The organism is Pseudoxanthomonas mexicana, assembly GCF_046736355.1.
Lineage (GTDB): Bacteria > Pseudomonadota > Gammaproteobacteria > Xanthomonadales > Xanthomonadaceae > Pseudoxanthomonas_A > Pseudoxanthomonas_A mexicana_B.
This window is the reverse complement of the sequence record NZ_CP157201.1, coordinates 886,636-905,380: the sequence shown is the minus strand read 5'-3', so window position 1 is coordinate 905,380 and position 18,745 is coordinate 886,636. Positions and strand designations below refer to the sequence as shown.

General features: G+C 70.7%; 11 protein-coding genes and 1 pseudogene. 7 read left to right on the top strand and 5 right to left on the bottom strand.

Translation table 11 applies throughout. The features are described 5' to 3' along the window. Positions 1–3: 3 nt before the first annotated feature. Entirely contained in the window at positions 4–876 is an 873-nt protein-coding gene (locus AAG688_RS04010; RefSeq protein ID WP_411834065.1) for a tryptophan 2,3-dioxygenase, read from the bottom strand. Positions 877–1,161: 285 nt separating this feature from the next. On the opposite strand from AAG688_RS04010, the gene pdhA reads away from it, so the two are divergent. The 3 genes from pdhA (at position 1,162) to AAG688_RS03995 (ending at position 4,866) form a co-directional block, all read left to right on the top strand. After that, positions 1,162–2,247, top strand: a complete 1,086-nt coding sequence (gene pdhA / locus AAG688_RS04005; RefSeq protein WP_411834064.1) for a pyruvate dehydrogenase (acetyl-transferring) E1 component subunit alpha — start codon at positions 1,162–1,164, stop codon at positions 2,245–2,247. A 47-nt stretch (positions 2,248–2,294) separates the two neighbouring features. Beyond that, positions 2,295–3,302, top strand: a complete 1,008-nt coding sequence (locus tag AAG688_RS04000) for an alpha-ketoacid dehydrogenase subunit beta (protein WP_411834063.1) — start codon at positions 2,295–2,297, stop codon at positions 3,300–3,302. Between the two features lie 112 nt (positions 3,303–3,414). Beyond that, positions 3,415–4,866, top strand: coding sequence for a dihydrolipoamide acetyltransferase family protein (locus tag AAG688_RS03995; RefSeq protein ID WP_411834062.1), 1,452 nt, complete (start codon positions 3,415–3,417; stop codon positions 4,864–4,866). Positions 4,867–4,917: 51 nt separating this feature from the next. On the opposite strand, the gene AAG688_RS03990 is transcribed toward AAG688_RS03995, so the two are convergent. From AAG688_RS03990 to AAG688_RS03975, 4 genes are all read right to left on the bottom strand, one after another. Then, positions 4,918–5,754, bottom strand: coding sequence for an aldose epimerase (locus AAG688_RS03990; RefSeq protein WP_411834061.1), 837 nt, complete (start codon positions 5,752–5,754; stop codon positions 4,918–4,920). Continuing rightward, positions 5,744–6,763, bottom strand: a complete 1,020-nt coding sequence (locus tag AAG688_RS03985) for a glycoside hydrolase family 43 protein (protein WP_411834060.1) — start codon at positions 6,761–6,763, stop codon at positions 5,744–5,746. Before AAG688_RS03985 ends, AAG688_RS03990 begins: the two co-directional genes overlap by 11 nt. 25 nt (positions 6,764–6,788) lie before the next feature. Further along, positions 6,789–8,267 carry an MFS transporter gene (locus AAG688_RS03980; protein ID WP_411834059.1) on the bottom strand — a complete coding sequence of 493 codons (1,479 nt, stop codon included), beginning with the start codon at positions 8,265–8,267 and terminating at the stop codon, positions 6,789–6,791. A gap of 131 nt (positions 8,268–8,398) precedes the next feature. Beyond that, positions 8,399–11,353, bottom strand: a complete 2,955-nt coding sequence (locus AAG688_RS03975; protein ID WP_411834058.1) for a TonB-dependent receptor — start codon at positions 11,351–11,353, stop codon at positions 8,399–8,401. Positions 11,354–11,770: 417 nt separating this feature from the next. On the opposite strand from AAG688_RS03975, the gene AAG688_RS03970 reads away from it, so the two are divergent. The 4 genes and pseudogenes from AAG688_RS03970 to uxaC all read left to right on the top strand — a co-directional run bounded on the left by AAG688_RS03970 (position 11,771) and on the right by uxaC (position 18,662). Continuing rightward, on the top strand, positions 11,771–13,084 hold the full coding sequence (locus AAG688_RS03970; RefSeq protein ID WP_411834057.1) for an MFS transporter: 1,314 nt from the start codon (positions 11,771–11,773) through the stop codon (positions 13,082–13,084). A 56-nt stretch (positions 13,085–13,140) separates the two neighbouring features. Further along, positions 13,141–14,181: pseudogene (locus AAG688_RS03965) on the top strand (endo-1,4-beta-xylanase); the annotation flags it as partial. 104 nt (positions 14,182–14,285) lie between these two features. Continuing rightward, on the top strand, positions 14,286–17,189 hold the full coding sequence (locus AAG688_RS03960) for a glycosyl hydrolase 115 family protein (protein WP_411834056.1): 2,904 nt from the start codon (positions 14,286–14,288) through the stop codon (positions 17,187–17,189). Positions 17,190–17,237: 48 nt separating this feature from the next. Further along, positions 17,238–18,662 carry a glucuronate isomerase gene (gene uxaC / locus AAG688_RS03955; RefSeq protein WP_411834055.1) on the top strand — a complete coding sequence of 475 codons (1,425 nt, stop codon included), beginning with the start codon at positions 17,238–17,240 and terminating at the stop codon, positions 18,660–18,662. Positions 18,663–18,745 lie beyond the last annotated feature (83 nt).

The window sequence follows — 18,745 nt, the reverse complement described above, 5'->3', positions numbered from 1 at the left end:
CGCTCAGCCGGGGGCAGCCACCGGTCGGCCGATGCGCGTGCGCACCTCGAACAGTTCCGGGAAGAAGGTCAGGTCCAGCGCCTGCCTGAGGAAGCCCACGCCGCTGGATCCGCCGGTGCCGGGCTTGAAGCCGATGATCCGCAGCACCGTGCGCATGTGGCGGAAGCGCCACAGCTGGAACTGGCTTTCCAGATCGACCAGATCCTCGGCCAGCGCGTACTCGCGCCAGTAGCGGTCGGTGTCGGCGTAGATGCGCTCGAACACGTCCACCAGCGCCGCGTCGTCGGCGTGCGGCAGGCTCCAGTCGCGCTGCAGCTGGGTGGCCGGCACGGCGTGGCCGAAGCGCGCCAGGTACTGCAGGAACTGCTCGTACAGGCTTGGCGCGCGCAGCACCTCGTCCAGCCGCGCCTGCCCTTCCGGATCGTGGGCGAACACCTTCAGCATCGCCGCGTTCTTGTTGCCGAGCAGGAACTCGATGGTGCGGTACTGCAGCGACTGGAAGCCCGACGACGGCCCCAGCAGGTCGCGGAAGCCCATGTACTCCGACGGCGTCAGCGTCTCCAGCACCGACCACTGCTCGATCAGCTGGCGCAGCACCTGCTTGCTGCGCGCCAGCACCTTGCGGCACTGCCAGACCTGGTCGCGCCGGAGGAAGCCGATGGCCGCGCTCAACTCGTGGATCAGCAGCTTCATCCACAGCTCCGAGGTCTGGTGCTGGATGATGAACAGCATCTCGTCGTGGTGCTGCGGGTCGGACACCGGCTGCTGCGCCGACAGCAGCCGGTCCAGGCGCAGGTAGCCGCCGTAGGTCAGGCGTCCCTCCAGGTCGGTATGGATGGACTGTTCGAGGGGACGCTGATTGTTCTCGACGGACATGGCGGCTCGCGGGGGTGCTGCATCCTGCAGTGAGCGGGCAAGGGTAACCGATGGCCGCCGCCGCACGCCCGGCGGCGCGATCCACCTCGCCCGGCGAGGCGGCGCGACGATCGCGCCGGCGGCCGCCGCGCCGCCGGCAAAGCCGCGCCGCGCTTCGCTTTCCGCCTGCGCTGCGGACTCCATCCGGCGGTGTGTTGTTGCAGCGCAGGACGGGGGTTGGGCTCCGCTTCCTTAACATGTGCGGTCATACCATTTGCAACCAATCCCCACGAGCGACCTGTTTCGATGACCATCGCCGCAAGATTCGAGATCGAATACCTCCAGTACCTCGGGCCGGACGGCACCCTGGTGCGGGACGACCTGCCCGAGGCCGGGCGCGACACCGCGCGCCTGCGCGAGCTGTTCAGGCAGATGCTGTTCGTGCGCACCTTCGACACCAAGGCCATCGCCCTGCAGCGCACCGGCAAGCTGGGCACCTACGCCTCCTGCCTGGGCCACGAGGCCGCCCACGTCGGCATCGGCGCCGCGATGCAGCCGGGCGACGTCTACGCGCCCAGCTACCGCGAGTACGGCGCGATGTTCATGCGCGGCGTGCGCATGCGCGACGTGCTGATGTACTGGGGCGGCGACGAGCGCGGCAGCGACTTCGACCGCGGCAGCGACGCCCGCAACGACTTCCCGTTCTGCGTGCCGATCTCCACCCAGTGCCTGCACGCGGCCGGTGCGGCGCTGTCGTTCAAGCTGCGCCGGCAGCCGCACATCGCCGTGGCCACCTGCGGCGACGGCGGTTCGTCCAAGACCGACTTCTACGCCGCGCTCAACTCGGCCGGCGCCTACGAGCTGCCGCTGGTGCTGTGCGTGGTCAACAACGGCTGGGCCATCTCGGTGCCGCGCAGCGCGCAGACCGGCGCGCAGACGCTGGCGCAGAAGGGCCTGGCCGGCGGCCTGCACTGCCTGCAGGCCGACGGCAACGACCTCATCGCCGTGCTGGAGGCGATGCGCCGCGCCTCCGAGCGCGCGCGCAAGGGCCAGGGCGGCAGCGTGCTGGAACTGGTCACCTACCGCCTGTCCGACCACACCACCGCCGACGACGCGCGCCGCTACCGCGACGATGCCGAGGTCAAGGCGGCGTGGCAACGCGACCCGATTACCCGCCTGCGCACCTGGCTGACCGCGCAGGGCCTGTGGAGCGAGGACGAGGAGGCCGCCTGGAAGGCCGAATGCGGCGCGCGCGTGGACGAGGAGGTCAACGCCTACCTCAACACGCCGGTGCAGCCGGTCGAGGCGATGTTCGACTACCTGTACGCCGATCCGCCGCCGGAACTGCTGGCCCAGCGCGCCGCCGCGATCGCCGCGGAGGGCCGCCAATGAGCAGCGTGATCGACAAGTCCCCCACGACCCCGGCAGGAGCGACTACGGTGGCGAGCAACGACAAGGCGGCCACACCCGTCGCCATCACCCTCATCGAGGCCATCACCCAGGCGCTGGCCTGGGAGATCGCCCACGACGACTCGGTCATCGTGCTGGGCGAGGACGTGGGCGTGAACGGCGGCGTGTTCCGCGCCACCGCCGGCCTGCAACAGCGCTTCGGCGCCGAGCGCATCCTCGACACCCCGCTGGACGAGACCACCATCGCCGGCCTGGCGGTCGGCATGGCCGCGCAGGGCATGAAGCCGGTGGCCGAGGCGCAGTTCGACGGCTTCGTCTACCCGATGCTGGATCACCTCATCTGCCACGCCGCGCGCCTGCGCACCCGCACCCGCGGCCGCCTGCACTGCCCGATGGTGCTGCGCGTGCCGTGGGGCGGCGGCATCCGCGCGCCCGAGCACCACAGCGAGGCCAACGAATCCATCTTCACCAACGTGCCGGGCCTGCGCGTGGTGATGCCGTCCAGCCCGCAGCGCGCCTACGGCCTGCTGCTGGCGGCGATCCGGGATCCGGATCCGGTGATCTACATGGAGCCCAAGCGCATCTACCGCCAGTACAAGGAAGTGGTCGCCGACGACGGCGAGGCGCTGCCGCTGGACGTGTGCTTCGTGCTGCGCGACGGCACCGACGTGACCCTGGTCAGCTGGGGCGCGCAGGTCAAGGAAGCGCTGGAGGCCGCCGACAAGCTGGCCGCCGAGGGCATCAGCGCCGAGGTCATCGACGTGGCCACGCTCAAGCCGCTGGACTTCGACACCATCGCCGAGTCGGTGAGCAAGACCGGCCGCTGCGTGATCGTGCACGAGGCTCCGCGCACCGCCGGCTTCGGCGCCGAGATCGCCGCGCGCCTGGCCGAGCATTCGATGTACGACCTGCTCGCGCCGGTCGAGCGCGTCACCGGCTACGACACCCACATCCCGCTGTTCCGGCTGGAGATGAAGTACCTGCCCAGCGTGGACAAGATCGTCGCCGCGGCCAGGCGCGCGCTGGCCAGCGGCTGATGCGGGCCGGCCCGCCGGCCCCCTTCGCACCCCCCATCCGGCGTGGCGCCGCGGCAGCGCGCGGGCCGCGCCGGCGAACGCACACGAATACGCATACAGAGCAGGAACCCGCATGAGCCAGAGCAAGACCTTCAACCTCCCCGACCTGGGCGAAGGCCTCCCCGACGCGACCATCGTCGAGTGGTTCGTCAAGGAAGGCGACGTGATCCGGCTGGACGAGCCGCTGGTGTCGATGGAGACGGCCAAGGCCGTGGTCGAGGTGCCTTCGCCGGTGTCCGGCAAGGTGCTGAAGCTGGCTGGCGGCGCGGGCGACATCGTCGTCACCGGCACCATGCTGGCGGTGTTCGAACCCGATCCCAACCTGCCGCAGCGCGCCGAGGGCCAGGACACCGGCCACCACCACGGCCCGGCCAGCGGCCACGGCGCCGGCGCGCCGGCGCCGGCCGCGGGCAAGGTGATCGCCAGCGACGACGGCGGCCAGTTGCCGGCCGCGCCCGCGCCGTCGGAGGCGCAGGGCGGCAACGACGCCGGTGGCGAGCGCGACGACGCCGGCACCGTGGTCGGCGCGATGCAGTCCTCCAACGCGGTGCACGCCGAGCAGGCGATCGCCGTGGGCGGGGTCAAGGCGATGCCGGCGGTGCGCGCGATGGCGCGCAAGCTCGGCGTGGACCTGTCGCGCGTGCGCGCCAGCGGCGCGGACGGAGCGGTGACGATGGCGGACGTGAAGCAGGCGGCGGCGGATGGCAGCGCCCGCGCGGGAGGGGCCTCAGCATCGCCCGCCGTGCGTTCAGCCGCGTCTGGAACCACGCCCGCATCCGCCGTCCGGGCACCTTCCCCCGCAAGCGGGGGAAGGGAAGCGCACGAGCGCACCGCACTGTCCGCCTCCGGCAAGCCGATGCGCACGCAGCCGCCGGGCGTTTCGGTCAGCGGCCAGCCCGAGCAGCTCAAGGGCGTGCGCCGCAACATGGCGCGGGTGATGGCCGACGCCCACGCCAAGGTGGTGCCGACCACGCTCAGCGACGACGCCGACGTGCACGCGTGGACGCCGGGCAACGACGTCACCGTGCGCCTGATCCGCGCCATCGTCCGCGCCTGCCAGGCGGTGCCGGCGCTGAACGCGTGGTTCGACGGCGACAAGCTGACCCGCACCCTGCACCCGCAGGTGGACATCGGCATCGCCGTGGACACCGACGACGGCCTGTTCGTGCCGGCGCTGCGCAACGCCGACATCCTCGACGCGCGCGGCATCCGCGAGGGCGTCAACCGGCTGCGCGCGCAGGTCGAGGATCGCAGCATCCCGGCTTCCGAGCTGAGCGGCTACACCATCTCGCTGTCCAACTTCGGCATGTTCGCCGGCCGCTACGCCACCCCGGTGGTGGTGCCGCCGTGCGTGGCCATCGTCGGCGCCGGCCGTGCCCGCCACCAGGTCACGCCGGTGATGGGCGGCTTCGAGTCGCACAAGGTCATCCCGCTGTCGGTCACCTTCGATCACCGCGCCTGCACCGGCGGCGAGGCGGCGCGCTTCCTCAAGGCGCTGATCGACGACCTGGCGCTGCCGGCCTGATGCGCGCCCGCCCTCCCTGCCCCGGCCGGGCGTGGAGGGCGGCGACAGGCTTTAGTCCCACTCCAGCCGGAACCAGGCCGAGCGGGTGGCGCCCGCCGCCAGCGGCGCCGGCTCCAGGTTGAACGCATCGGGCGGGCCGCTCTGCGGCTCGAAGCAACTGGCGTGCGGGGCGCCGTCGTACACCACCCAGTGGCGGCAGTCCGAGGCCAGCCGCAGCGCCTGCCCGGCGCGGTGCAGCACGATCGGGGCCTCGTTGACGAAGCAGTCGTCCCACGGGCCCGGCGGCGGTTCGATCAGGGGATGGACGGCGATGCCTTCGGCGTCGCGCGGATAGGCCTCGCGCGGCGCGAACTCCACCCGCTCCGGCTTGCGGAACCACGGATGCCAGCCGAGCACCACCGGCATCGCGCGCGCGCCGGCGGTCACCGACAGCGTCATCGCCAGGCGCGCGCCCTGCACTTCGATGCGCTGGCGGCACAGGCCGCCGAACGGCCAGCGCGCGTCCTCGGGCAGCGGCAGCGACATCTCCATGCAGTCCCGCGCATGCCGATCGACGCGCCAGGGCAGCGCGAACGCCACGCCGTGGATCGCGTGCGCGCCGAGATTGGGCGGCAGCCGGTACTCGCGTCCCCCGAAGCCGAACCGGCCCCGCCGCAGCCGCCCCGCCCACGGCGCCATCGGATAGCTGCCCCAGCCGATCATCGCCGGCACCTCGTGGTGCCCGACCAGCCACGGCTCGCCGTCGCAGGCGATCTGCGCGATGCGGCCGCCGGCGTCGGGGGCGAGGTGGACCGTGAGCCGATCCGAGGCGATCGCGATCAGCGGCCCCGGCGCGAACGGGCGCAGCGCGTCGTCCTGCGCCGGCGCGCGGCGCGGCTCATTCCCCATAGGGATGCAGGGTGACGATGCGCCCCTGCGCGTCGTAATCCAGCGGCGCGACCTTGACCGAGCGCAGGTGGGTCACCCCGCCGGACTGCAGCGCGTCGTGGTAGTACAGCCACCAGCGGCCGTCGAACTCGACGATCGAATGGTGGGTGGTCCAGCCGACCACCGGGGTCAGGATCCGGCCCTGCCAGGTGAAAGGGCCATAGGGACTGTCGCCGATCGCGTAGCAGAGGAAATGCGTGTTGCCGGTGGAATAGGACAGGTAGTAGCGGCCCTGGTGGCGATGCATCCACGGGCCTTCGAAATAGCGGCGCTCGTGGTCGCCGGCGCGCAGCGGCCGGCCGTCCTCGTCGAGGATGAGCACCTCGCGCGGCGGCTCGGCGAACTGCTTCATGTCCTCGCCCAGCCTGGCCACCCGCGGCCCCAGCGCCGGTTCGTGGTCGGCCGGCTCGGCATGGTGGTCGGCGCGCAGGTTGTCGCGATATTGCTGCAATTGCCCGCCCCACAGCCCGCCGAAATACAGGTAGTGCGCGCCGTCTTCGTCGGCGTACACCGCCGGGTCGATGGAATAGCTGCCGTCTATCGGCTGCGGCTCGGCGGTGAACGGCCCCTGCGGGCGATCGCCCACCGCCACCCCGATCCGGAACACGCCGTCGGCGCGCTTGGCCGGGAAATACAGGTAGTAGCGGCCATCCTTCACCGCCGCGTCCGGCGCCCACATCTGCCGCGCCGCCCACGGCACGTCGCGCAGGTGCAGCGCCACCCCGCAGTCCACCGCCTCGCCCTGCGGGTGGTCCTGCCGCAGCACGTGGTAGTCCTCCATGCAGAAGTGGCCGCCGTCGTCGTCGAACGCGGCGCCGGCGTCGATGTCGTGCGAGGCGTAGACGTAGAGCCTGCCCTCGAACACGTGCGCCGAGGGATCGGCGGTATGCAGGTGGGTGACCAGCGGCTGCGAGAGGGCCTTGTCGGCCAGCGCCTGCAGCTCGGCCCGGGTGTATTCGCGATCTGCCATGGGGGAACTCCGATGCGTGGGCGGATCAGGCCGGCTGGCCGGCGCGGCGCGCGGCCAGTTCGCGCTCGATCCGCGTTTCCAGCGGTTTGTTGATCTCGTACAGGAACAGCAGGGCCACGCCGGCCAGGAACGGCAGCGAGCAGTAGAGGCTGATGGCCAGGCGGATGCCGCCCACGGTGGCCGGCGACTGCGCCTGCAGCGCCGCGTCGTAGCCGTAATGGGCCAGGATGCCGGCCACCAGCGCGCCGCCCACGCTCAGGCCGACCTTCAGCCCGCACAGCATCGCCGAGAAGATGATCGCGGTGGCGCGGCGGTTGTTCCTCCACTCCGAGTAGTCGGCCACGTCGGCGATCATCGCCCACAGCAGCGGGATGGTGATGCCGTAGAAGAAGCCGTGCAGGATCTGCGAGGCGAACACCAGCCCGATCGCGTCCGGCGGGTAGAGGTAGAACGCCAGCATGAACAGCGTGGACACCAGCAGCGCGCCGCCGAACACGTCGCGCTTGCCGAAGCGATCGGCCAGCCGCCGCGAGAAGCCGATGCCGACGATCATGAAGACGATTCCGCCGGCGTTGAACAGGCTGAAGGCCGAGGTCGGCGCGTCCTGCGGCCAGCGGAATTCGGTCAGGCCCACGCCGGTCAGCGCCGCGTTGAGGCCGGCGATGGCGCGGTTGAAGCCGATGCCGTCGAGGAACGCGGCCAGCGCCGGCTCGCTGAGGTAGTACTGGAAGTAGTAGACGTACATGCCGCCCTTCAGCGCCAGGGTGACGAACACCAGCACGGTCAGCGCCAGCATCACCAGCCAGGGGCGGTTGCGCGCCAGGTCGCGCAGGTCCTGGCCGATGCTGGAGCCCTGTTCGGCCGTCGGCACCACCCGCTCGCGGGTGGTGAAGAAGGTGATCAGGAAGAACACCGTGCCGACCACGGCGAACAGCATCATCGCGTTGTGGAAGCCCTGCACGCGGTCGCCGTCGCCGAGGATCAGCACCAGCGGCAGCAGCAGCACCTGGATGACGAACTGCGCGATCATCACCGCCACGAAACGGTAGGACGACAGGCTGTTGCGCTGGGCCATGTTGCCGGTGAGCACGCCGCTGAGCGCCGCGTACGGCAGGTTGTTGGCCGCGTAGACCAGCATCAGCAGGGTGTAGGTGACCAGCGCATAGGTCACCTTGCCGCGCTCGCCCAGTTCCGGCGTGCTGAAGGCCAGCAGCGACAGCACGCCGAACGGGATCGCCGTCCACAGGATCCACGGGCGGAACTTGCCCCAGCGGCTGCGGGTGCGGTCGGCCAGGATGCCGACCACCGGCGTGAACACGAACGCGCCGAGCAGGCCGACGACGAAGATGATGGTCGCCGCGGTGGCGGCCGGGATGCGGTAGACGTCGGTGTAGAAGAACGCCAGGAAGGTCACCAGGGTCTGGAAGATCAGGTTGGCCGCCAGGTCGCCGAGGCTGTAGCCGATCTTTTCCCTGACCGGGAGGACTTCGGAAGTAGTGTTCATGACCACCGCTGGAGTGTTGGGGACGGAGCGCGCGACATCATCGCCGATGCGCGCCGCCGACATGCCGCGGCCCGCCCGGCGCAGTGCCGGTGCGGGCCGCGGGTCGCCTTGCGGTCAGCGCAGGCGGTGGCTCAGAACGTGCCGCGGATGCCGACCATGAAGGTGGTGCCCGGGTCGTACTGGTCGTTGACCGCGTTGGGGAACGCGAAGTACGAGCGGCGCTCCTTGCCGGTGATGTTGAGCACGTTGAAGGTCAGCTGCGGCTGCGACCACACGCCCTTGAGCGTGTAGCTGGCCGACAGGTCGAGCTGGCCGCGGTCGGTGCCGTAGATCTGCGCGAACGGGATGCCCTGCTGGTTGGGGCCGGTGCCGACCGCTCCCTCGGACCAGGAGTAGGACAGCCGCACCGAGGCGACATCGTTCTCCCAGTACGTGGTCGCGTTCCACAGCGACGGCGCCACGCCGTAGACGTTGCCGGCCAGCGCGCGCGCGTCCTTGCCCAGCGTCTTGATGTCGATGCTGGTGTAGTTGGCCATGAAGCCCAGGCCTTCCCAGACGAAGCCCAGCGGCTGTACCCAGATCACCTCCCAGCCGCGGATCTCCAGCTCGGCGTCGGCGTTGACCTGCTGGTTGACGTTGACCGTGGCCACGTCCGGGCCGCCGCGCTGGTCCAGCGCCTGCCGCTGGGTGTCGGTCAGGTCCTCCAGCGGGATGCCAAGGGAACGGAACGGGCGCGTGGTCACGCCCTGGAAGGTGTAGCCCTCGACGCGCTTGTTGAACAGGGTCAGGCCGACGAAGCCCTCGGCGCCGGTGTACCACTCGCCGCCCAGGTCGAAGTTGGTCGAGATGTACGGCGTCAGGTCCGGGTTGCCCTGGTTGGCCACCTGCGCCGACTGATCGGTGAAGGTGGTAGCCGGCAGCATCGAGCTGGGGTTGGGGCGGGTCATCGTGCGCGAGCCGGACATGCGCAGCACGACGTTGTCGGCCACGTCCCAGGCGGCGCTGAACGAGGGCAGCCATTCGCTGTAGTCGCCGTCCAGGGTTTGCCAGCGGCGCACGCCGCCCAGGGTGACCGGGCCGCTGACCGACTGGTCGGTGCTGGCCCAGCGCACGCCTGCGTTGAAGCGCAGCGGACGGTTCCAGATGTCGGCCTCGCCGTTGACCTCGACATAGGCGGCCAGCGTTTCCTCGGCGAAGCCGCCGGTGGAGCCGCCGGTGTTGGGGCCGCCGGATTCCGGCGCGCCGTCGCGGAAGCGCGCGTAGTCGGTGTCACGCTTGAAGCGATCGGCGTCGATGTCGATGAAGCCGAACGGGCCGGGCCGCAGGTAGCCGGCCAGTTCCGCGTCGGAAACCAGCGCCAGCGGGCCGCCGGAGCAGGACGGGCGCGGATTGGGCACGCTGCCGTCCGGGTTCAGGCCGCGGCAGACCAGGTCCTCCCACGCGCCGCTGTTGTCGAAGCCCTGGATGCGGCGCTCGTTCTCGTCGTAGGCCACGCCGATGCGGACGTTGCGCCGGTCCTCGCCGAACTGCAGGTCGGCGCGGGCGCCGCGGGTCTCGGTCACGCGCTTCTCGTTCTGCACGTTGAGGCGGCCGCCGGCCCAGGTCCAGCCGAGGTTGGGATCGTTGAGATCCAGGCTGGTGGTCCAGGTCGGCAGCTTGCCGTCGTTGCTGTACTGCAGGGTGGTGAACGGCGAGTTGATCAGGATGGTCGGCGACTCGCGGCGCATCCAGCTGCGGCTGTTGTGCGCCTGCAGGTCGAGCTTGATGCCGCCGTCCTCGCCGAACCAGAACGTCGCCCCGGGCGAGGCCTGCCAGTACTGCACGTCCTCGACGTAGGGCCGCGCCTCCAGGAAGAACTGCGCGTTGGTGAAAGTGGCGCTGGTGATGACGTTGTTCGCGTCCAGCTTCATGTCCAGCGGGATGATGTTGCCGTTGCGTCCGACCAGGTTCATGTCGATGCGCTGGTTGGTCCGGTGCGCCTTGGTGTACAGCGTGTCCAGCCAGAAGTGCAGGGTGTCGCTCGGCCGCCATTCCAGCGTGCCGAGGAAGCCGTCGCGATCACGGTCGCCGGACATGTGCACGGGGCGGCCCAGGCGCGGCATCAGCGCCTCGCCGATCTGCGCGGTGGTCAGGCCCGGGTTGCGCGCCAGCAGCCAGGCCGCGTCGATGCTCTGTCCCGGCGTCAGGCCGGCGCCGACCGTCGACGGGTTGTTCGGCACGGTGTCGGGGATGCGCCAGCCGTTGCCGCCGGTGACGTTGCAGGGCTGGCCCAGGGCGGGGAAGCCGCCGGCGGCGCCGCCGTTGCCGCATTGCGCATTGGTCAGGTTGGGATTGGTCCAGCCGATGGTCTCGTAGCCTTCCACGCCGATGCGGCCGCGGGTCGAGGTCACGCCGACCAGCGCGCCGAAGGTGCCCTGCTCGTTGGTCCAGCTGAACAGGGACGAGCCGCGCGGGCTGATCTCGTCGGCGATGTCGTTGTAGTCGGCCTGCAGGTGGTAGGTGATGTGGGTGCCGGGGCGATCGAACGGACGCGCGTTGCGGATGTCGACCACGCCGGCCGCGCCGCCTTCGACCAGGCTGGCCTTGGGCGACTTGTAGACCGTCAGCTGGTTGAAGAACTCGGTCGGGAACAGGTTCAGGTCGACTTCGCGGTTCTGGTTGGTCGCGTCCAGGCCGATCGAGGCGGTGGCGACCGACGCGCCGTTGATCGTGGTCTTGGTGAAGCTGTTGCCCAGGCCGCGGATGCCGATGTTCAGGCCTTCGCCGTTGACGTCGCGGCTGAGCTGGATGCCCGGGATGCGGGTCAGCGACTCGGCGATGTTGGTATCCGGGAACTTGCCGATGTCCTCGGCGAAGATCGAGTCGGTGAAGCCGGTCGATTCGCGCTTGGCGTCGGTCGCGTACTGCAGGCTCTGGCGGTAGCCGGTGACGGTGATGCGATCCAGTTCCACCGCGGACTCGCCGCCCGCCGGCTGTTGCGCCGGCGCGGTGGCCTGCGCCTGCGCCAGCAGCGGAGCGCCCGCCAGGCTGAGCAACGCCAGGCCCAGCGCGTGCGACAAAGTCGATTTTGCGTATTTGTTGTGCACCGTACTCCCCTCCCGTTTCTGGTGATTCGGCGGTTCCGCGATGGTGCGGAACGCGCCTGTTGGCTGGTTGTGGGTATTACCGTTCTTGACGCTACAGCTGCCTTGCAAGGCCCTTCGCGATTGATGGTAGCGCTACCATTAGACTCCTACACGCTGCATAGCAGCATGGCGGCGGCGGCCCCGCGATTTCGTCATCGGCACGGGTAAAACCGCTTGAATTACGCTACCGAGCGGGCGGAAGGCGAAGGCCACGACGGGCCCGGGCGGCGGCAGTAGCTTTCCTTGCCCCTCCTGTGATAATGGTAGCGCTATCAGAAATGGTATTGCGCGGGGGCGGACGATGACGCGGTACGCGATGAACTCCACGGGGATGGCGCGATGCGGCAGCCGGCGTGCCGCCGCCGGGCATGCCGCGCCATGAGCGGCACGACGCCCGCGCAGGCCTCCGCGCCGCTGGAGAAGGTCGGCTGGTACCGCTGGCGCATCTGCGCCCTGCTGCTGGCCGCGACCACCATCAACTACATCGATCGCCAGGTGCTGGGCGTGCTGGCGCCGTTCCTGCAGCAGGAAATCGGCTGGAACGAGATCGAGTACGGCTACATCGTCACCGCGTTCCAGGCCGCCTACGCGATCGGCCTGCTGTGCGCGGGCGCGATCATCGACCGGCTCGGCACCAGGGTCGGCTACGCCATCGCGATCTGCGTATGGAGCATCGCCGCGATGAGCCACTCGCTGGCCGCCAGCGTCGCCGGCTTCATGCTCGCGCGCTTCGTGCTGGGCCTGGGCGAGGCCGGCAATTTCCCCGCCGCGATCAAGACCGTCGCCGAATGGTTCCCGCGCCGCGAGCGCGCGCTGGCCACCGGCATCTTCAATTCGGGCTCCAACATCGGCGCCATCGTCGCCCCGCTGCTGGTGCCGATCATCGCGATGACCTGGGGCTGGCAGGCGGCCTTCCTGTTCACCGGCGTGCTCAGCGCGGCCTGGCTGGCGGTGTGGCTGCTGACCTACAAGTCGCCCGAGCAGCAGCCGGCGCTGTCGGCCGCCGAACTGGCGCACATCCGCAGCGATCCGCCGGAACCTTCGGTCAAGGTGCCGTGGTCGCGCATCCTGCGCCACCGCCAGGCCTGGGCCTTCGTCGCCGCCAAGTTCATGACCGATCCGATCTGGTGGTTCTTCCTGTTCTGGCTGCCGAAGTTCCTGCACGCCGAATACGGGCTGACCCTGCTCGGGCTGGGCCTGCCGCTGGTGGTGATCTTCGTGCTCGCCGACGTCGGCAGCATCATGGGCGGTTGGCTGGCCGGCCGTTTCATCCGGCTGGGCTGGAGCGTCAACCGCGCGCGCAAGGGCGCCATGTTCGTCTGCGCGCTGTGCGTGGTGCCGATCGTGTTCGCGGCGCAGGCCGACAACCTGTGGCTGGCGGTCGCGCTGATCGGGCTGGCCACGGCCGGCCACCAGGGCTGGTCGGCCAACGTGTTCACCCTGACCTCGGACATGTTCCCGCGCCATGCGGTCGCCTCGGTGGTCGGCATCGGCGGTTTCGCCGGCGCGGTCGGCGGCATGATGATCGCCACCTTCACCGGTTTCCTGCTGCAGAGCACCGGCAGCTACCTGCCGGTGTTTCTGATGGCCGGCTCGGCCTACCTGCTGGCGTTGGCGGTGGTACACCTGCTGGCGCCGCGGCTGGAACCGGCCCACCTGGGCGCCATGCCCGCATCCGCACCGCGCGGCTGACGCGCGGCAACCCACTCGCGCGCGCATGCCGCGCACCGAAAGACCAGAGGTTCCCCATGCGCAACCGTGCCCTGCCCTTCCACTCCTTCGCCGCCGCAGCGGCGCTGGCGCTGGCCGCATGCGGTGGCCCGCCGGCGGCGGACGATGCCGCCGGAAAGGCCGATGCGGCGCAGGCCGGCAACGCGCTCGCCGCCGGCCAGGCCAAGTTCCTCGGCAGCGCGCACTCGCCGCTGCAGTCGGAAGGCTTCCTCGATCTCTGGAACAAGGTGACGCCGGAGAACGCCGGCAAGTGGGGCGAGGTCGAGGAGCGGCGCGACCTGATGGTCTGGGACCGGCTCGATGCCGCGTACCGCCTCGCCAAGGACAACGGCCTGCCGTTCCAGATGCACGTGATGGTGTGGGGCAACCAGCAGCCGGAATGGATGCGCGCGCTGCCGCCGCAGGAGCAGCGCGCCGAGATCGAGCAGTGGTTCGCCGCCGTGGCCGCGCGCTATCCGCAGATCGACATCGTCGAGGTGGTGAACGAACCCCTGCACGATCCGCCGACGAAGGATGACCCCGACGGCGGCAACTACGCGCGCGCGCTGGGCGGCGAAGGCGCCAGCGGCTGGGACTGGATCCTCGAATCCTTCCGCCTCGCCCGCCGCCACTTCCCGTCCTCGAAGCTGATGCTCAACGACTACAGCATCACCAACACGCCGGCGGACGCCAGGCGCTATGTCGAGATCGTCAGGCTGCTGCAGGCCGAGAACCTGATCGACGTGATCGGCGTGCAGGGCCACGCCTTCTCGACCACGCTGGAAACACCGATGTCGGTGCACCGCCAGAGCCTGGACCTGCTGGCCTCGACCGGCCTGCCGATCCACGTGACCGAACTGGACATCGACGGGCCCACCGACGAGCAGCAGCTCGCCGACATGCAACGGATCTTCCCGGTGTTCTGGGAGCACCCCGGCGTGGCCGGGATCACGCTGTGGGGCTGGCGGCCGGGCGTGTGGCGGCACGAGCAGCGCGCGTACCTGATCGATGCCGAAGGCCGCGAACGGCCGGCGCTGCAGTGGCTGCGCCGGTACCTGCGCGGCGAGGCGAAGGCGCCGGGCGATGCCGAGGCCGAAGCTGCTTCGAAGGCGGCCGCGGCCAGGGCCGCGAGCGCGGCGAACGCGCCCGGCGCCGACGGAAGCAATGCGCCGGAGCGCGCAGAATGAAGGCGACGGGCGCATCGGCGCTGCGGCGCGCGGCATGGCTGCTGCTGTGCGCGGCGCCGCTGCCGGCGATCGCGCAGGCGCCGGACTGCCGTGCGCCGGCCGCCGTCTGCGAAACGGCCACGCGCGGCGGCATCGCGCTGATCGTGCGCGGCATCCCGATCGAAGTGCGGGTCGATGCCGACGACTTCCCCGGCGTGCGGCGCGCAGCCGGCGATCTGCGCGCGGACCTGGCCGCGGTCGCCGGGCGCGAACCTCCCGCAGCGGACGCCACGACCACGGCGGCGCCGGCGCCGCGCACGGCGATCATCGCCGGCACGCTGGGCCGCAGCGCGCGCATCGATCGCATCGTGCGCGAGCGCGGCCTCGACACCGCCGGCGTGGCCGGGCGCTGGGAGGCCTACCTGCTGCAGGTGGTCGAGCATCCCGAACCCGGCATCGATCGCGCGCTGGTGATCGCCGGCGCCGACAGGCGCGGCACGATCTTCGGCCTGTACGAACTGTCGCGCCGCATCGGCGTCTCGCCGTGGAGCTGGTGGGCCGACGTGCCGGCGCCGCGCCGCGCGAACCTGCACGCCGCGCCGGGCCGCTTCGTCGACGCGCCGGCGGTGCGCTACCGCGGCATCTTCATCAACGACGAGGACCCGGCCCTGGGCGGCTGGCTCAAGGCCCACTACGGCGGCGTCGCCGACCACCGCTTCTACGAGCGCGTGTTCGAGCTGATCCTGCGCCACAAGGGCAACTACCTGTGGCCGGCGATGTGGATACCGCGCGCGTTCTACGACGACGACGCGCTCAACGCCAAGGTCGCCGACGACTACGGTGTGGTGATCGCCACCACCCACCACGAGCCGATGATGCGCGCCCACGACGAGTGGAGCCGCTACGGCCAGGGCCCGTGGGACTACACCCGCAACGCGGCCAGGCTGCAGGAATTCTGGCGTGGCGGCCTGGAGCGCCTGCAGGGCCGCGAAGCGGTGGTGACCCTGGGCATGCGCGGCGACGGCGACGAGGCCATGACCGAGGGCACGGCCACCGCGCTGCTGGAACGGATCGTCGCCGACCAGCGGAAGATCATCGCCGAGGTCACCGGCAAGCCGGCCGAGCAGACCCCGCAGGTGTGGGCGCTGTACAAGGAGGTGCAGGACTACTTCGACGCCGGCATGCGCGTGCCCGACGACGTCACCCTGCTGTTCTCCGACGACAACTGGGGCAACATCCGCCGCCTGCCGGCGCCGGGCGACCAACGCACCGGCGGCTATGGCGTGTACTACCACTTCGACTACGTCGGCGGCCCGCGCAACTACAAGTGGATCAACACCACCCAGGTCGAACGCGCCTGGGAGCAGATGCGCCTGGCCTGGGCGCACGGCGTGGAGCGGCTGTGGATCGTCAACGTCGGCGACATCAAGCCGCAGGAACTGCCGATCAGCGCCTTCCTCGACCAGGCCTGGGATCCGGACGCGGCCGACCTGGAATGGATCAAGGCCTATCCGGCGGCTTGGGCGGCCGAACAGTTCGGCCACGACCATGCCCAGGCCATCGGCCGGATCCTCACCGGCTACACCCGGCTCAACGCGCGCCGCAAGCCGGAGCTGATCTCGGCCGAGACCTGGAGTCTGGTCCACGAGCGCGAGGCCGAACGCGTGCTCGGCGAGTGGGACGCGCTGGTGGCGCGCACCCAGGCCCTGGCGGCGAAGATTCCCGCGCGCCAGCGCGACGCCTGGTACCAGCTGGTCGAGTACCCGGTGCTGGCCAGCGCCAACCTCAACCACCTGCACGTGGCGGTGGCCCGCAACCGGCTGTATGCGGCGCAGGGCCGGGCCTCGGCCAACGCCTGGGCCGACAAGGCGCGCGCGCTGTTCGCCCGCGACGCCGAGCTGCAGCGCGTGTACGAACAGGACGTCGCCGGCGGCAAGTGGGCCAGCATGATGGTCCAGCCGCGCATCGGCTATACCCATTGGCAGTCGCCGCAGCGCAACGTGCTGCCGGCGCTGGCCAGCGTCGACGCGCCGGAGAAGGGCGTAACCGGGGTGGTGGTGGAAGGCGATCCGACCGGCTACCCGGCCCTGCTGCGCGCCCCGCGCCTGCCCGAACTCGATCCGGTCGCCGCACCGACCCGCGAGGTGGTGGTGTTCAACCGCGGCCGCGAACCGATCGCGTTCACCGCCAGCAGCCGGACGCCGTGGCTGAAGGTGTCACCGGCCTCCGGCGAAGTCGCCGACGCGCAGCCACTGCAGCTGGAAATCGACTGGAATGCGCTGACCGAGGGCCGGCACGAGGGCCAGCTCTACATCCGCGGCAAGGACTGGACCGAGGTCACCGTGACGGTGCCGGTGCACAAGCCGCCGGCGCACCGCGGCGCGCGCGGCTTCGTCGAGGGCAACGGCGTGGTCGCGATCGAGGCCGAGCACCACGCCCGCGCGGTCGCGCCGACCGGCGGCCAGTGGCAGGTGATCCCGAACCTGGGCCGTACCCTGTCGGGCGTGACCGCCTGGCCGGCCACCGGCGGACCGCGGGTGCCCGGCGGCGACGGCGCGCGGCTGGAATACCCGCTGGTGATGGATGAGGACGGCGAGGTCGAGGTGCGGGTGCTGGTGTCGCCGACCCTGGACATCGGCCACCGCGGCGGCCTGCGCTACGGCCTGTCGATCGGCGACGAGGCGCCGCAGCAGGTGAACGTGCGCCTGGACCCCACCCCCGGCGACCACGACTTCCGCGCCTGGGAAGCAGCCGTCATCGACAACGTCCACGTCGCCAGCTCGCGCCACCGGGTGCGCGCCGGCGCCAATACCCTCAAGCTGTGGCTGGTCGACCCGGGCCTGGTGTTCCAGCGCATCGAGGTCGTGCGCCGGCCGCTGCCTCCCACCACCCTCGGCCCGGAGGAAAGCGTGCGCCGCTGAGCGCGCGCCCTTCCCGTCCGCCAAGCAACCCGAACCGGAAACTCCCCCATGAGCCCGCCCGGCCGCCTCCTGCACCTGCACGAAGACCGCCTGTTCCCGTCCGATCCGGCGCAGCGCGCGATCGCCCGTCGCCTGTACGCCGGCATCTCCGGCCTGCCGATCATCAGCCCGCACGGCCACACCGACCCGGCCTGGTTCGCGACCGACGCGCCGTTCGCCAATGCCACCGAACTGCTGCTGGTGCCGGATCACTACGTGTTCCGCATGCTCTACAGCCAGGGCGTGCCGCTCGACGCGCTCGGCATCCCGCGCGCCGACGGCTCGCGCGCCGAGGTCGATCCGCGCGCGGCCTGGCGGCTGTTCGCCGAGCACTTCCCTCTGTTCCGCGGCACGCCGTCGATGATGTGGCTCGACCACGTCTTCCACGAGGTGTTCGGCCTGCGCGTGCGCCTGTCGGCCGCCAGCGCCGACCACTACTACGATGCCATCACCGACGCGCTCGCTACCCCGCGGTTCCGCCCGCGCGCGCTGTTCGAGCGCTTCAACATCGAGGTCATCGCCACCACCGAGTCGCCGCTGGATCCACTGGTCCACCACGCCGCCATCCGCGACAGCGGCTGGAACGGCCGGGTGATCACCGCCTACCGCCCGGACCCGGTGATCGATCCCGAGCACGAGCAGTTCCCCGCCGCATTGCGCCGCTTCGGCGAGATCACCGGCGAGGACGTTCACACCTGGGACGGCTACCTGCGTGCGCATCGCCAGCGCCGCGCCTTCTTCGCCGCGGCCGGCGCCACCTCGACCGACCACGGGCATCCCAGCGCCGCCACCGCCGATCTCTCCGCGGCGCGGGCGCGCAGGCTGTTCGACACGGTCGTGCGTGGCGCGGCCACGGCGGAGGACGCCGAGCTGTTCCGCGCGCAGATGCTCACCGAGATGGCGGCGATGAGCCTGGACGACGGACTGGTGATGCAGATCCACCCGGGCTGCTTCCGCAACCACAACCGCGCGCTGTTCGGGCTTCATGGCCGCGACAAGGGCGCCGACATCCCGCTGCGCACCGACTACGTGCATGCGCTCAAGCCGTTGCTGGATCGCTTCGGCAACGAACCCGGCTTCAGGCTGATCCTGTTCACCCTGGACGAGAGCACCTACGCGCGCGAACTGGCGCCGCTGGCCGGCCACTGGCCCTGCCTGTTGCTCGGCCCGGCATGGTGGTTCCACGACGCACCGGAAGGCATGTGGCGCTTCCGCGAGCAGACCCTGGCCAGCGCCGGCTTCTACAACACGGTTGGCTTCAACGACGATACCCGCGCGTTCCTGTCGATCCCGGCGCGCCACGACGTCGCCCGGCGCGTGGATTGCGCCTTCCTGGCCAGGCTGGTCGCCGAGCATCGTCTCGACGAGGACGAGGCGGCCGAGGTCTCGGTCGATCTCGCCTATCGGTTGCCGAAGCGCGCCTACAGGCTATGAGTTGGCCCCGGCAGCCATTGTGGGAGCGACGTGAGTCGCGAATGCTTTTCAGGCAAGAGCGTTCGCGACTCACGTCGCTCCCA

Excerpts from the sequence above, each read along its gene's own strand:
- AAG688_RS04010 (WP_411834065.1), bottom strand. The coding sequence starts at position 876 with ATGTCCGTCGAGAACAATCAGCGTCCCCTCGAACAGTCCATCCATACC.
- AAG688_RS03985 (WP_411834060.1), bottom strand. The coding sequence starts at position 6,763 with ATGGCAGATCGCGAATACACCCGGGCCGAGCTGCAGGCGCTGGCCGAC.
- AAG688_RS03970 (WP_411834057.1), top strand. The coding sequence starts at position 11,771 with ATGAGCGGCACGACGCCCGCGCAGGCCTCCGCGCCGCTGGAGAAGGTC.
- pdhA (WP_411834064.1), top strand. The coding sequence starts at position 1,162 with ATGACCATCGCCGCAAGATTCGAGATCGAATACCTCCAGTACCTCGGG.
- AAG688_RS03960 (WP_411834056.1), top strand. The coding sequence starts at position 14,286 with ATGAAGGCGACGGGCGCATCGGCGCTGCGGCGCGCGGCATGGCTGCTG.
- AAG688_RS03980 (WP_411834059.1), bottom strand. The coding sequence starts at position 8,267 with ATGAACACTACTTCCGAAGTCCTCCCGGTCAGGGAAAAGATCGGCTAC.
- uxaC (WP_411834055.1), top strand. The coding sequence starts at position 17,238 with ATGAGCCCGCCCGGCCGCCTCCTGCACCTGCACGAAGACCGCCTGTTC.
- AAG688_RS03990 (WP_411834061.1), bottom strand. The coding sequence starts at position 5,754 with ATGGGGAATGAGCCGCGCCGCGCGCCGGCGCAGGACGACGCGCTGCGC.
- AAG688_RS03995 (WP_411834062.1), top strand. The coding sequence starts at position 3,415 with ATGAGCCAGAGCAAGACCTTCAACCTCCCCGACCTGGGCGAAGGCCTC.